The organism is Streptomyces sp. CBMA123, assembly GCF_014596465.1.
Lineage (GTDB): Bacteria > Actinomycetota > Actinomycetes > Streptomycetales > Streptomycetaceae > Kitasatospora.
This window is the reverse complement of sequence record NZ_MECK01000143.1, coordinates 1-13391: the sequence shown is the minus strand read 5'-3', so window position 1 is coordinate 13391 and position 13391 is coordinate 1. Positions and strand designations below refer to the sequence as shown.

Sequence of the window (13391 nt, the reverse complement as noted above, 5' to 3'; positions counted from 1 at the left end):
GCGGCGGCCCGGTCCCGGACCGCACGCTGCCTCGCCCCGGACGCGGGCGCGGACTTCGCTCAGCCTCGCCCCGGACGCGGGCCCGGGCCGGGCGGTCCGGCCGGGGCCGGGGTGGCCCGGAAGGTGCGCCGGTAGGTGGACGGCGCCACGTCCAGCCGGTCGCGCAGCTGCAGCCGCAGCGAGGCGGCGGTGCCGAAACCGGACTCCCGGGCGACCTGGTCGATGCTCAGGTCGGTGCGCTCCAGCAACTGCCGGGCCCGCTCGGTGCGCTGGGTGGTGATCCACCGGCCGGGGCTGGCGCCGGTCTCCTCGCGGAAGCGCCGGGTGAACGTCCGCACGCTCATCCCCGCCCGGTCGGCGAGCCGGCGCAGCGGCAGCGGCCCGTCCAGGTGCTCCAGCGCCCAGGCCCGTACGGCGGCGGTGCCGGAGCCGCCGGCGTCCACCGGGCTCGGCGCCTCCACGTACTGCTTCTGGCCACCGTCGCGCCACGGCGGCACCAGGCAGTTGCGGGCCACCGCGTTGGCCACCGCGCTGCCGTGGTCGCGGCGCACCACGTGCAGGCACAGGTCCACCCCGGCGGCCACCCCGCCGGAGGTGAGGACGTCGCCGTCGTCGGTGTAGAGCACGTCCGGGTCCAGCAGGACCTTGGGGAACGCCCGGGCGAAGCGCTCGGTGTAGCGCCAGTGGGTGGTGGCCGGGCGGCCGTCCAGCAGTCCGGCCGAGGCCAGCAGGAAGGAGCCGGTGCAGATCGACATCAGCCGGGCGCCGGGCCGGATCCGCCGCAGCGCGGCGGCCAGTTCGGGGGTGAAGGCGGCGTCCACGCCGTCCGGGGTGGCGTCGTGGGAGGCCGGGACCACCACCGTGTCGGCCCGCTCCAGCAGTTCGGGCCCGTGGTCGACGGCGATCCGGAAGTCGGCGCTGGTGGCGACCGGCCCGCCGTCCAGGGTGCAGGTGGCCACCCGGTAGAGCGGGCGGCCGACGTCGTCCCTGGCGTTGCCGAAGATCCGTGCGGGGATGCCGAGTTCGAAGGCGATCACGCCCTCCAGGGCGAGTACCGCGACCAGGTGCGCCATGCCGTTCCTCTCCGGGCCGTCCCCCAGCGGGCGGGTCCGGGCCAGGGTACGCGCCGGGCGTGGCCCGATCCTTGCGAAAGCTGTCATTCCGGCCACTCGCCCGGGCGGCTCCCGCTCGGGAGACTCGTCCACGTGACCGAACGCAGTGCCCTCGCCGCCTCCACGCCCCCCACCGCCTCGATACCCGGCCCCGGCCGGCGCCCCCGGGTGCACTACGCCTGGGTGGTGGCCGCCGTCGCCCTGGTCGTCCTGCTCGGCTCGGCCGGCTTCCGCTCCACGCCCAGCCTGATGATGGACGCCCTGCACAACGAGTTCGGCTGGTCGCTCGGGACGATCTCCGGCGCCACCTCCGTCAACCTCACCCTCTACGGCCTCACCGCCCCCTTCGCCGCCGCCCTGATGGACCGCTTCGGCGTGCGCCTGGTGGTGGTCTGCGCGCTGCTCACCATCTCGGTCGGCGCCGGCCTCACCCTGTTGATGCGCCAGCCCTGGCAGCTCATCCTCTGCTGGGGCGTGCTGGTCGGCCTCGGCAGCGGCTCGATGGCCGGCGCCTTCGCCACCACCATCACCGGCCGTTGGTTCCAGGCCCGCCAGGGCCTGGTCACCGGGGTGCTCACCGCCGCCGGCGCCGCCGGGAACCTGGTCTTCCTGCCGGTCGGCGCCTGGCTGGTCGAACAGCACGGCTGGCGCTCGGCCGTGGTCGTGGTCTCGCTCGCCGCCAGCGCCGTCGCCGTGCCCGTCCTGCTGCTGATGCGCGAACGCCCCGCCGACCTCGGCCTGCTCCCGTACGGCGCCACCGAGGCCCCGCCCGAGCCGGCCCGGGACGGCCGCGCCCTGGCCCGCACCCTGCGGGTGCTGCGCGACGCCGCCCGCACCCGGCCGTTCTGGCTGCTGGCGAGCTCCTTCGCGATCTGCGGCGCCACCACCGCAGGCCTGGTCGGCACCCACTTCATCCCGGCCGCGCACGACCACGGCATGCCCGTCACCACCGCCGCGAGCCTGCTCGCCCTGATCGGTCTGTTCGACGTGGTCGGCACCGTGTTCAGCGGCTGGCTCACCGACCGGGTCGACTCCCGGCTGCTGCTCACCGTCTACTACGGGCTGCGCGGCCTCTCCCTGCTCCTGCTGCCCCAGCTGCTGGCCGGCTCGCTGCAGCCGCCGATCCTCGCCTTCGTGGTCTTCTACGGCCTGGACTGGGTGGCCACCGTGCCGCCGACCGTCGCCCTGTGCCGCCGGCACTTCGGCGACGACGCCCCGATCGTCTTCGGCTGGGTGCTCGCCGCCCACCAGATCGGCGCCGCCGTCGTCGCCGGGCTGGCCGGTCTGGCCCGCGACGCGCTCGGGAACTACGACCTCACCTGGTACGGCGCCGGCGCGCTGTGCGCGGTCGCGGTCGGGCTCTGCCTGGCGCTGCGCACCGGACGGCCGACGGACCGGGCGGTGCCCGCCCTGTCCTGAGGGTCCGGAGGCTCCCGAGGGTCCGGAGGCTCCTGAGGTTCCGGAGACTCCTGAGGTTCCGGAGGCTGATTCCTGTCAGGGGGCGTCCTGGCGGAGGGCTAGGCTCCGCTTCATGGCGCTCACCTCCCGGCTCGACTTCACCCTCGACCCGAAGCCCGACCCCGACCTGCGCACCGCCGTGGTGCGGCTGTGGACGGACGTGACCAACGCCGGCGGCGCGGTCGGCTTCGTGGCCCCGGTCACCGAGGACGAGGTCTGGGACACCGCCGACGCGCAGTTCGCCGGGCTCGCCCCGGACGGCCCCGACCGGCTGCTGGTCGCGCACGAGCGCGCGACCGGCCGACTGGTCGGGGTGCTGTTCTTCGCGTCGATGCGCTTCGAGCCGATGGAGCACTGGCGGCTGCTCAAGCGGGTCATGGTGCACCCCGACGTCCAGGGCCTCGGCTACGGCGCCGAACTGCTCGCCGAGGCCGAGCGGGTGGCCCGCGGCTGGGGCCTGGAGTCGCTGCGGCTCACCGCGCGCGGCGGCCTGGGCCTGGAGGGCTTCTACGAGCGCTGCGGCTACCGGGAGGTCGGCCGGGTGCCGGCCGCGATCCGGGTCGCCCCCGGGGACGACCGGGACGACATCACCATGTGGCTCGACCTGCGCTGATCCGCCCCGGGGAGGTGACCGGAGCCCCCTGGCCCGCGCCGGGTGTCAGGCATGCTTGACTGGAAGACCCGCCCCGGCTCGACCAGAAGGATGTGTCCCAGTGAGCAGCAACGGCCCGCAGAAGTCGCACGCCACGCTCCGCTACACCTCCATGCGGGCCAGCATCTTCCTCGGCTGCCTGCTGGTGGCCCTGCTGCTCGGGCACTTCGGGATCATCCCGGTGAGCGGTGAGGCCGGGGTGATCTTCCTGGTCCTGCTGGCCGCGATCGCCTCCGCGCCGCTCAGCTACGTGCTGCTGAGCAGGCAGCGCGACGAGATGTCCTCCCAGATCAACTCCAAGGTCGCCGGGATGCGCAACCGCACCGCCGAGCGGATCGCCGTTCAGAACGCCGAGGAGGACGCCGTGGACGACGCCGCCCGCGCGGCCGCCTCCCGGCAGAACTGATCCCGGGCGCGACCCGCGGTGCCCGCCGAGCCCGCTGTGCCCGCTGTGCCCGCTGATCCGCACCCGCAGCCGGGCGTCGAATCCGAGGCCGGAGTCGAGGCCGGAGTCGAGGCCGGAGCCGGAGCCGAGCGCCCCGCCGGGACGTGGCCGGCCCCCGTGCGCCGACCCACCGGGCGGGACGTGGCCCGGCTCGCCGGGGTCTCCCAGGCCACCGTCTCGCTGGTGTTCTCCGGCGCCGAGGCCGGCCGCCGGGTCTCCGAGGCGACCAGGGAGCGGGTCCGCGAGGCCGCCCGCAGCCTCGGCTACCGCCCGCAGGCGGCCGGCCGGCAACTGCGGCTGGGCCGGAGCGGAATGATCATGCTGGCCGTGCCGAACCTCCAGGGCCCGTTCTTCGGCCGGGTGCTGGAGGGCGTCCACCACGAGGCCGGCCGGCACGGGCTGGCGGTCGTGGTCAGCTCCGGCTGGGGCAGCGCCACCCTCGCCGAGGCCGCCACCGCGGGCCGCTTCGACGGCCTGCTGATCTGCTCCCCGGACGACAGCCAGCTGGGCGAGCTGCCGCCGGACACCCCCGCCGTCTTCCTGGACGCCGACCCCGGCACCGACCGGGCCCGCCCGACCGTCGAGCTCGACGTGGGCGGCGGGATGCGGGCGGCCGTCGAGCACCTGGCGGCCCTCGGGCACCGCCGGATCGGGCACCTGCGCTCCACCCACGCCGCGTACACCTTCCGGGTCCGGCAGGCCGCCTTCGAGCAGGCCGTCCGCGAACTCGGCCTGGAGGTCGTGGAGTTGGGCGTGAGCCTGAACGAGGGGTACGCGGCCGCGCGGACGGTGGCGGGGGAGCTGCTGGAACGGGCGGACCGTCCACGCGCGGTGATCTGCGACGACGACGTGGTCGCCTCCGGGGTCTACCAGGCCGCCGCCGAGCGGGGGTTGCGGGTGCCGGAGGACCTCTCGGTGGTCGGCATGGACAACATCGCCGTCGCCGGACTGCTCGCCCCGCCGCTGACCACCGTCGACCTGCCCGGTGAGGACCTGGGCCGGGCGGGGGCGGCCGCGCTCGCCGGACTGCTGCGCGGCGAGCCGGTGGAGCCGGTCGCGCCGCTGGCCACCTCGCTGGTGCGGCGCTCCTCGACGGCCCCGGCGCCGGCCTGACGGGCCTCCGGCGAGCCCCGTTCCGACCGGCGGCCGTCCGGTGGTGCGCCGGATCGTACTGGCCCGATCGGGTGAAACCGGGTCCTTTCCTCTCGCGCCGTAGCCTCGGGCATTTCATCGGACGATGAGATTCCGCCTATGCGGACGCCCCGACCACGATGCCCACGCCTGTCCAGAGCCGCCCGACTGGCCACCGCCTTCGGCCTCTTCGCGGGCACACTGCTCACCGGCACCCTCACCGCCCCACCGGCCGAAGCCGCCGTCACCTTCACCAAGACGGTCGACAAGGCCGTCGTGGCGCCCGGCGAGAACGTCACCTACACCCTGCGGTACACCTGCTCGGTGAGCGACTGCACCAACGGGAACATCGCCGACACCCTGCCCGCCGGGATGGAGTTCGTCGGCTGGTCCCCGGACGCCAGCACCGTCGACGTGGCCGGCTCCACCGTCCCGGCCGCGGGCACCGTCGGCGGCGCCCTCGACATCAAACTGCTCACCCTCACCCCGGGGACGACCGCGACCGTCAAGGTCGTCCTCAAGTTCCCCAACTTCACCACCCCGAACAACACCCGGACCGTCAACTCGGCCACCCTGACCGCCGACGGCGAACCCCCGGAGACCGGCTCCGCCACCACCACCGCGGTCGTCCAGCCCGACTACAAGGTCACCAAGGGCGTCCAGACCAGCAGCCAGGACGGCCGGTCGGTCACCTACCAGTTCAGCGCCTGCTCCACCGCCGGCGTCCCCAACGTCGACCTGGACGCCAGCCGGCTCGTCGACACCCTGCCGCCCGGCGCCGTCGTCGACACCGCCCGCTCGCCCGGCTGGACCCAGGACCCGAACGACCCCGACCGCTGGACCTACGACATCGGCGCCTTCCGCGCCGTGAACGGCCAGGCCGGCTGCCGGCTGCCCGGCGTGCTGGTGGTCAACTACCCCGACCCGACCTTCCCCAGCGGCACCACCTCCACCAACTCGGTCGTGCTGCAGGGCGATCCGCTCGGCCCCGAGCCGACCCGGGACCTCTCCACCGCCACCGCCGAGACCCCGACCTTCAAACCGCCGGCCACCGGCATCCAGGTCACCGCCTCCAAGGTCTGGCAGGACCGGACCGTCTCCGGCGACCTCACCTCCTTCAGCCTGCACGCCGCCAACACCGCCGGCCCCGCCACCAGCCTGGTGATGACCGACCCCGGCTCCGGCACCACCCCCGGCCTCTACAACTGGCTGATCCCGCAGTCCATCCAGCTGGAGGCCTGGAACCCCACCGGCATCGACCTCACCCTGCAGTACCGCCTGAACGGCGACACCGCCTGGCGGACCTTCACCCCCGGCACCCCCTTCAGCGGCTCCACCAGCCGCCGGATCACCTTCGCCGAAGGCGCCGGCGACCCGGCCAACGACGTGCTCGGCATCCCGGCCGGCCGCTGGCTCGACGGACTGCGCTTCGAGTGGAACGGCCCCATCCCCACCGGCTGGAGCCCCGGCAACTCCGTCCAGGTCCTCGCCCAGGTGGTCACCCCCGGCCACGACGGCCGCACCGCGCCCACCCCGCTGCACAACTGCGTGGACGTCACCGGCACCGACGCGGCCGGCGACACCTCCTCGGCCGGCGCCTGCGCCGACGCCACCGTCACCGCCGCCACCAACCTCGGCGCCGCCAAGACCACCACCGCCGGCGCCGTCCTCGCCCCCGGCGGCATCGCCACCTTCGAGGTCGTCCCCTACAACCGCACCGGACGCACCCTCGACACCCCGCTCGTCCTGTACGACCTGCTGCCGCCCGGCCTGGTCTACGTCGACGGCAGCGCCCGGCGCGACCCCGCCTACCCGCAGTCCGTCGCCCCCCAGTCCGTCCAGGTGCTGCCCGGCCCCAACGGCCGCCAGCTGCTCAAGATGACCTGGCCGGCCGGCGCGCCCGACATGATGTACCTCAACGACCAGAAGGCGTACCGCACCCTGATCGACGCCCAGGTCGCCGGCAGTGCCCAGCCCGGCACCCTCACCAACGACGTGTACGTCACCACCGAGGGCGCCACCGCACCCGTCAGCTGCTTCTTCTTCGGCACCGACGGCGGCGTGCCGGACACCCTCGACCTCAACGGCGACGGCAACACCACCGAGACCGTGTGCCACGCCTCCTCGCAGGTCGAGGTGCAGGTCCCGGCCGTGCTGCGGTCCTTCAAGGAGGTCAAGGGCGACCTCGACCGGGACTACGCCACCACCGGTACCACCACCCCCGGCGGCGGCATCTCCTACCGGCTGACCGTCCGCAACGACTCGCCCGACCCGGTCACCGACTTCATCGCGTACGACAAGCTGCCCACCCCGGGCGACGCCTACGTGCTGCGGCCCGACATCCAGCGCGGCTCGGCCTGGACGCCCTCGCTCACCCAGCCGCTGACCTCCAGCGACCCGACCGTGGTAATCGAGTACACCACCTCGCCCACCCCGTGCGTCACCGGCGCCATCACCGTGCCCGGCCCGTGCGACGCCAACGCCCAGTGGAGCAGCACCTTCCCGGGGCCCGGCACCACCACCTGGTTCCGGGTCCGCCGCCCCGGCACCCTGGCGCCCGGCGGCCTCTTCGCCCTGACCTGGCCGATGGTCGCCTCGGTGGACGCCGGCAACGCCGACTTCGCCTGGAACAGCTTCGCCTACACCGCCACCGACTCCAGCGGCAGCCCGCTGCTGCCCGCCGAGCCCGCCAAGGTCGGCGTCGGCGTCCAGGCGCCCGTCCCGCCGAACAACGCGCTCGGCGACTACGTCTGGGCCGACCGCGACGGCAGCGGCATCCAGCAGCCCGGCGAGGCCGGGGTGCCAGGCGTACGGGTCGAACTACTGGACGGCGCCGGGCAGCCGGTCCGCGACAAGACGGGCAAGCCGGTCACGACGGTCACCGACGCCAGTGGGCACTACCTGTTCGACAAGCTGCCGGACGGGGAGTACGCGGTGCGCTTCGACCTGACGACCATTCCGACCGGGGCCAAGGTCACCGTGCGGCACGCCGGGACGGATCCGGCGCTGGACTCGGACGCCGACCCGGGCACCGGGACCACCCAGACGGTACGGCTGGCGGGCGGGCAGCGGGACCTGAGCCTGGACATGGGGCTGGTGCTGGCGGCGGAGCCGTCTCCCTCGCCCTCGCCCTCGCCCTCTCCGTCTCCGTCGCCTTCTCCCTCGCCGACGCCTTCTCCCTCGCCGACGCCTTCGCCGTCGCCGACCTCGTCGCCCTCGCCGACGTCCTCCCCTTCGCCGACCCCGTCGCCGTCTCCGACGAGCTCGCCCTCGCCCACCTCGTCGCCGTCCCCGACGGCTTCGCCCACCTCGTCGCCGTCGCACAGTCCGACGCACAGCCCATGGCACAGTCCGACGCACGGCCCGTCGCCGTCCCGGAGCCACGGCGGGGGCGAGCTGCCCGGCACCGGTGGGTCCGGGCTGGTGCCGGCGCTGCTCGCGGTCGGTGTGCTGGGTAGCGGTGTGCTGTTCAGCGTGATCGCCTGGGGCCGTCGGGGCCGCCACAGCTGATCACTCCGGATGAGTGGAAAGGAATGACTGCGCCCGCCGGCCAGACCCCGGCGGGCGCAGTCGTCTGTGGGGGCGGGCGGTCAGCCCACCGGGACGGGTTCGGCGAGCGGCGCGGCCGGTGTGCCGTGGAACCAGCGCCGGGCGCCGAACAGCACCAGCCCGCCGAGCGCGATCCCGCCGGCCGCGCAGACCGCGACCGGGCGGAGCGAGCCCTCGGCGAGGTGGCCGGAGACGGCGTAGCCGAGCGAGTTGCCGGTGGCGAACAGGGTGACCAGCCAGGCGAAGGCCTCGGTGACCGTCCCGGTCGGGGCCAGTTCGGCGACCAGGACGAAGGCGGCGGCCAGCAGCGGGGCGAGCACGATGCCGGAGAGGAAGGCCAGCGCGGCCATCGGGTACGGGCCGGGCAGCGTGACCAGCGGCAGGTAGGAGGCGGCCATCGCGAGGGCCATCATCCAGGTCCGGGTCGCGGTGCTCTGCCGCCACTTGACCATGCCGTAGGCCAGCGCGCCGAGCAGTCCGCTGAGCGCGGCCAGCGCCAGCAGGGTGCCCCCGCCGCCGGGCAGCGCGCCGGAGTGCTGCTCGGCGTAGGCGATGAACAGCACGTTCTGCGCGCCGACCGACCAGCCGGCTCCGGCCAGTCCGATCAGCAGCAGCACCAGGCCGGGGGAGCGCAGCGGGCCGAGCAGCCCGGCGGACCGCTCGCGGGCGGGGGCGCGCCAGGTCCGGGCGGGCGCCGCGGTGGCGACGACCAGCGCGCCGGCCAGGCCGAGTCCGGCGGCCACCCAGAGCGCGGCGACCGGGCTGAACAGTCCGGCGATGCCGGCGACGGCCAGCGGTCCGGCGACGTAGAGGATCTGCTGGGAGGCGGAGTCGAAGGCGTACGCGGTGTCGAGCTGGTCCTCGTCGACCACGTCCGGCCAGAGCGAGCGCAGGCAGGGTTCCAGCGGCGGCATCGCGAGGCCGGCGACGGCGGCGCCGAGGGGAGCGGCGAGCGGGGAGCCGGGGGCGAGGGCGAGCAGGGCGTACCCGCCGCCGGCCACCACGGCGGAGGCGAGCAGGACGCGCGGCTGGCCGGTGCGGTCGACGAGCCGCCCGAGCACCGGTCCGCCGACGGCGGCCGCGAGCGCGTAGACGGAGGTGGCCAGACCGATCCGGCCGTACGGGACGCCGGCCTCGCGCAGGGCGAGGGCGATCACCAGGGCGGTCATACCGGCGGGCAGGCGGCCGAGCAGGGTGCCGAGCAGGAGTCGGGTGACGTGCGGGGCGCGGAGCAGGGCGAGGTAGCCCATCGGTGGTCTTCTCCGGTCAGGGCAGGGGAGGGCGGGGCGCTGTCAAAGTTATACGTATAACTGCCAGTCGGTCAATCCGGCCGGGAGGCGGATCTGATGTGGCGTCAGCCTCGTTCGTGTCCGGATCTCACTCCCGGGTGCGGGTCCGGGATGGCTTGATCTCAAACAAGTACTTTGAACATCTCAAACCTTTGCTGCTAACGTGTCGACCGTGACCACCTCAGACGCACTGCGGATGCCCGGCCCGGGCCCGCTGCCCGGCGCCGCCCGCCCGGGTGCTCTGACCGGTGCTGTGGACAGCCCGCGCCGTTGTCGCGCCATGAGCTGTGCAGCCATGAGCTGTATCGCGGCGGCACGCCCCTGAAACGGGGTCCGTGACCTCTCCCGCCCGGCCCCGCGCCGTGCCGCCGCCCCCCCGCTCCACCCCCCACCGTCAGCAACGCCCTCCCCCGGAGTCGCAGCCCCATGTCCACAGCGCCCGAGGCGACCTCGTCGCCGTCCGTGCTCGCCCGCATCCGCAAGACGCCGTTCTGGGTGCAGATCGTCGCCGGCCTCGTGCTCGGCGTCGGCCTCGGCTACCTGGCCCGCGCCGCCGACATCTCCTGGCTGGCCACCACCCTGGAGACCATCGGCAAGATCTTCGTCCAGCTGCTCAAGCTGGCCGTGCCGCCCCTGGTCTTCACCGCGATCGTGGTGAGCGTCGCCAACCTGCGCAACGTCACCAACGCGGCCCGCCTGGCCACCCGCACGCTGCTCTGGTTCATGGCCACCTCGCTGATCGCGGTCGGCATCGGCCTGGGCCTGGGCCTGCTGACCAACCCCGGCCAGGGCACCAACCTCAAGACCGAGGGCCTCAAGGCGCTCGACTCCAAGGGCACCTGGATCGACTTCCTGACCGGGATCTTCCCGACCAACATCGTCGACGCCTTCGTCAAGGTGAACGTGCTGCAGATCGTCTTCATGGCGGTCGTGGTCGGCGCCGCGATCATCAAGCTCGGCACCAAGGCCGAGCCGGTCCTCAAGCTCAGCGAGACCGTGCTGGAGCTGACCCAGACCGCCCTGTGGTGGGTCATCCGGCTCTCCCCGCTCGGCACCCTCGGCCTGATCGGCAAGTCCGTCGCCAAGTACGGCTGGGACCTGCTCAAGCCCTTCGCCACGCTGACCCTCGACATCTACGTCGGCTGCGCGCTGGTGCTGTTCGTCGTCTACTCGCTGGTGCTGCGCTTCGCCGCGGGCCTCAACCCGCTGCACTTCTTCAAGGGCGCCTGGCCCGCCATCCAGCTGGCCTTCGTCTCGCGCTCCTCGGTCGGCACCCTGCCGGTCACCCGCCGGGTCACCGAGCGCCTCGGCGTCCCGAGCGAGTACGCCTCGTTCTCGGTGCCGTTCGGCGCCACCACCAAGATGGACGGCTGCGCCTCGATCTACCCGGCGATCGCCGCGATCTTCGTCGCCCAGGTCTACAACATCGAACTGGGCATCAAGGACTACATCCTGATCGCCTTCGTCTCGGTCGTCGGCTCGGCCGCCACCGCGGGCCTCACCGGTGCGATCGTCATGCTGACGCTGACCCTGTCCACCCTGGGCCTGCCGCTGGAGGGCGTCGGCCTGCTGCTGGCCATCGACCCGATCCTGGACATGATGCGCACCGCCACCAACGTGGCCGGCCAGGTGGTCGTGCCGGTCGTGGTCGCGGCGCGGGAGCGGATCCTGGACGTGGCCGCGTACAACAACCCGTCCGGGGACCTGTACGAGGAGGACGTGCCGAAGGCCGCCGTTCCGGCGCGGGCCGACGCGAAGGCTCCGGCCGCGGCCTGATCCCGAACGGACCTGTGCGAGAGCCCTTCCCCGGGCGACGGGGGAGGGCTCTTCGGCGTTCCTCGGGGGCGACGGGGAGGGCCCTTTGGCGTTGCTCGGGGCGACGGGGGGCCCTTCGGCGGTCCTCGGCGCCTGCTCGGGCGGGGCCCGAAAAAGGCAGGGGGCCCGCCGCGATGGGCAGGCCCCCTTGGGTGTTGCTCTTGTGCTCATGGTGACGGCTGTCGGGAGCCGCCGGCGGACCCGAAGGGGTCCCGAGCGATCAGAACATCAAAGGATGGTCAGATAGGGGTGACGTTCTCCGCCTGCGGGCCCTTCGGGCCCTGAGTGACGTCGAAGTTGACCGCCTGGTTCTCCTCCAGCGAGCGGAAGCCGCTCGCGTTGATGGCGGAGTAGTGGACGAAGACGTCGGGGCCGCCGCCCTCCTGGGCGATGAAGCCGAAGCCCTTCTCAGCGTTGAACCACTTGACGGTTCCCTGAGCCATTCCGTTCTCCTTGCGATGCGTGTCGGGGGCCACACCGTGTGGTCCCCGGTCCGCTGCGCTGATCGCCCTGCCTCCGGACGAGTCCGAAGTTTTTCGATATTGCTGAAAAACTACAAAAAGCCTGCGGTTACATGCTCCGCAGGCTTCAAGTACTGCAAGGGGAATCAAACTGCAACTGAGGGCAACGCTAGCATGCGGTCGCTGTGACGACCAGAGGTCACTTGCCCTCCGGACAGTGCGTGTCGTAGGCCCCCGGATCGGGCTGGAAACCGGTGCAGGAAGGCGCGTTGGAAGCACGTGCCGGAGCGGACGGCAGAGGTCCGCGCGCGTGTCGGGTGGCCGGTGCGAGCCCCCGCGAACAGCGGGCATACGCTGCGGGGAAGCGCACGAACAGCAAGGGAGCGGCGCAGTGGCAGCACCGGACGGACAAACGCGGGAGCCCGAACCCCAGGGGAACACCCCGGTCAGGCCCAGGGTCGGCCATATTCAGTTCCTGAACTGCGTCCCCCTCTACTGGGGCCTCGCCAGGACCGGGAATCTGCTCGACCTCGACCTCACCAAGGACACCCCGGAGAAGCTGAGCGACCAACTCGTCGGCGGCTCCCTCGACATCGGGCCGATCACCTGCGTGGAGTACCTGCGCAACGCCGACGACCTGCTCGTCCTGCCCGACATCGCCGTCGGCAGCGACGGCCCGGTGATGTCCTGCCTGATCGTGAGCAAGGTGCCGCTCGCCGACCTCGACGGCCGCCGGGTCGCCCTCGGCTCCACCAGCCGCACCTCCGTCCGGCTCGCCCGACTGCTGCTCGAGGAGCGCGAAGGCGTCCGCCCCGACTACTTCAGCTGCCCGCCCGACCTCAGCGCGATGCTCGCCGAGGCCGACGCCGCCGTCCTGATCGGCGACCCGGCACTGCGCGCCTACCTCGGGCAGGCCGCCGACCTCGGGCTGACCGTCCACGACCTCGGCGAGATGTGGAAGGAGTGGACCGGCCTGCCGTTCGTCTTCGCGGTCTGGGCCGTGCGCCGCGAGTTCGCCGAGCGCCGCCCCGAGCTGACCGCGGCCGTCCACCGGGCCTTCCTGGAGTCCCGCGACCTGTCGCTGGTGGAGGCTGCCAAGGTCGCCGAACAGGCCGCCCGCTGGGAGGCCTTCGGGGCGGACGTGCTGGAGCGGTACTTCAGCGAGGCGCTGGACTTCTCGCTGGGTGGGCGCCAGCTCGCCGGGGTCGCCGAGTTCGCCCGGCGGGTGGCGCACGACAGCGGGTTCGCGCCGGATGTGACGGTGCGGCTGCTGGAGCCGGCGGAGTTGCCGGTCGGCTAGGAGGACAGTGGGGCGGTAGAGCGGTAGAGCGGTAGAGCGGTAGAGCGGTAGGGCGGGGCCTCGGGGGCGGGGGCCGGTTCGGCCCGGTACGGTCTGCTCCCGAGGCGCGTCCGGCGGGTGCTGCGCGGGGCGCGGTCCGGGAGCGGCGCACGCGGCCGGGCACCCGCCCGGGGCCGCGC

10 protein-coding genes are annotated in these 13391 nt (G+C 73.5%); 7 read left to right on the top strand and 3 right to left on the bottom strand.

All coding sequences use genetic code 11. The annotated features are described in order from the left end of the window. Positions 1 to 59: 59 nt before the first annotated feature. Positions 60 to 1073 carry a GlxA family transcriptional regulator gene (locus tag BG452_RS17955; protein WP_188305330.1) on the bottom strand — a complete coding sequence of 338 codons (1014 nt, stop codon included), beginning with the start codon at positions 1071 to 1073 and terminating at the stop codon, positions 60 to 62. 132 nt (positions 1074 to 1205) lie between these two features. On the opposite strand from BG452_RS17955, the gene BG452_RS17950 reads away from it, so the two are divergent. The 5 genes from BG452_RS17950 (at position 1206) to BG452_RS47110 (ending at position 8308) form a co-directional block, all read left to right on the top strand. Beyond that, positions 1206 to 2531: an MFS transporter gene (locus BG452_RS17950; RefSeq protein WP_188305329.1), complete on the top strand. Its 1326-nt coding sequence runs from the start codon at positions 1206 to 1208 to the stop codon at positions 2529 to 2531. A 112-nt stretch (positions 2532 to 2643) separates the two neighbouring features. Continuing rightward, complete coding sequence (locus BG452_RS17945) at positions 2644 to 3183, top strand: GNAT family N-acetyltransferase (RefSeq protein ID WP_188305328.1); 540 nt, start codon at positions 2644 to 2646, stop codon at positions 3181 to 3183. A gap of 100 nt (positions 3184 to 3283) precedes the next feature. After that, entirely contained in the window at positions 3284 to 3628 is a 345-nt protein-coding gene (locus BG452_RS17940) for a DUF4229 domain-containing protein (protein ID WP_317621108.1), read from the top strand. Between the two features lie 45 nt (positions 3629 to 3673). After that, positions 3674 to 4780: a LacI family DNA-binding transcriptional regulator gene (locus BG452_RS17935; RefSeq protein WP_188305327.1), complete on the top strand. Its 1107-nt coding sequence runs from the start codon at positions 3674 to 3676 to the stop codon at positions 4778 to 4780. A gap of 138 nt (positions 4781 to 4918) precedes the next feature. Next, positions 4919 to 8308 carry an SdrD B-like domain-containing protein gene (locus BG452_RS47110; RefSeq protein WP_188305326.1) on the top strand — a complete coding sequence of 1130 codons (3390 nt, stop codon included), beginning with the start codon at positions 4919 to 4921 and terminating at the stop codon, positions 8306 to 8308. Positions 8309 to 8388: 80 nt separating this feature from the next. Here BG452_RS47110 and BG452_RS17925 read toward each other — a convergent pair whose 3' ends face one another. Then, complete coding sequence (locus BG452_RS17925; protein WP_188305325.1) at positions 8389 to 9597, bottom strand: MFS transporter; 1209 nt, start codon at positions 9595 to 9597, stop codon at positions 8389 to 8391. 465 nt (positions 9598 to 10062) lie between these two features. Between BG452_RS17925 and BG452_RS17920 the strand changes: the two genes are divergently transcribed. Then, a complete protein-coding gene (locus BG452_RS17920; RefSeq protein WP_188305324.1) occupies positions 10063 to 11412 on the top strand; it encodes a dicarboxylate/amino acid:cation symporter in 1350 nt (449 codons plus the stop codon). A 278-nt stretch (positions 11413 to 11690) separates the two neighbouring features. Here BG452_RS17920 and BG452_RS17915 read toward each other — a convergent pair whose 3' ends face one another. Further along, positions 11691 to 11894 (bottom strand): cold-shock protein, encoded by a 204-nt coding sequence (locus BG452_RS17915; RefSeq protein WP_188305323.1) that lies wholly within the window; start codon positions 11892 to 11894, stop codon positions 11691 to 11693. Between the two features lie 409 nt (positions 11895 to 12303). On the opposite strand from BG452_RS17915, the gene BG452_RS17910 reads away from it, so the two are divergent. Next, positions 12304 to 13212: a menaquinone biosynthetic enzyme MqnA/MqnD family protein gene (locus tag BG452_RS17910; protein WP_188305322.1), complete on the top strand. Its 909-nt coding sequence runs from the start codon at positions 12304 to 12306 to the stop codon at positions 13210 to 13212. The last annotated feature ends 179 nt before the right edge of the window (positions 13213 to 13391 follow it).

What these genes read in the sequence shown, in the direction of transcription:
- BG452_RS17955 (WP_188305330.1), bottom strand. Translation starts at nt 1,073, where the DNA reads ATGGCGCACCTGGTCGCGGTACTCGCCCTGGAGGGCGTGATCGCCTTC.
- BG452_RS17945 (WP_188305328.1), top strand. Translation starts at nt 2,644, where the DNA reads ATGGCGCTCACCTCCCGGCTCGACTTCACCCTCGACCCGAAGCCCGAC.
- BG452_RS47110 (WP_188305326.1), top strand. Translation starts at nt 4,919, where the DNA reads ATGCGGACGCCCCGACCACGATGCCCACGCCTGTCCAGAGCCGCCCGA.
- BG452_RS17925 (WP_188305325.1), bottom strand. Translation starts at nt 9,597, where the DNA reads ATGGGCTACCTCGCCCTGCTCCGCGCCCCGCACGTCACCCGACTCCTG.
- BG452_RS17920 (WP_188305324.1), top strand. Translation starts at nt 10,063, where the DNA reads ATGTCCACAGCGCCCGAGGCGACCTCGTCGCCGTCCGTGCTCGCCCGC.
- BG452_RS17915 (WP_188305323.1), bottom strand. Translation starts at nt 11,894, where the DNA reads ATGGCTCAGGGAACCGTCAAGTGGTTCAACGCTGAGAAGGGCTTCGGC.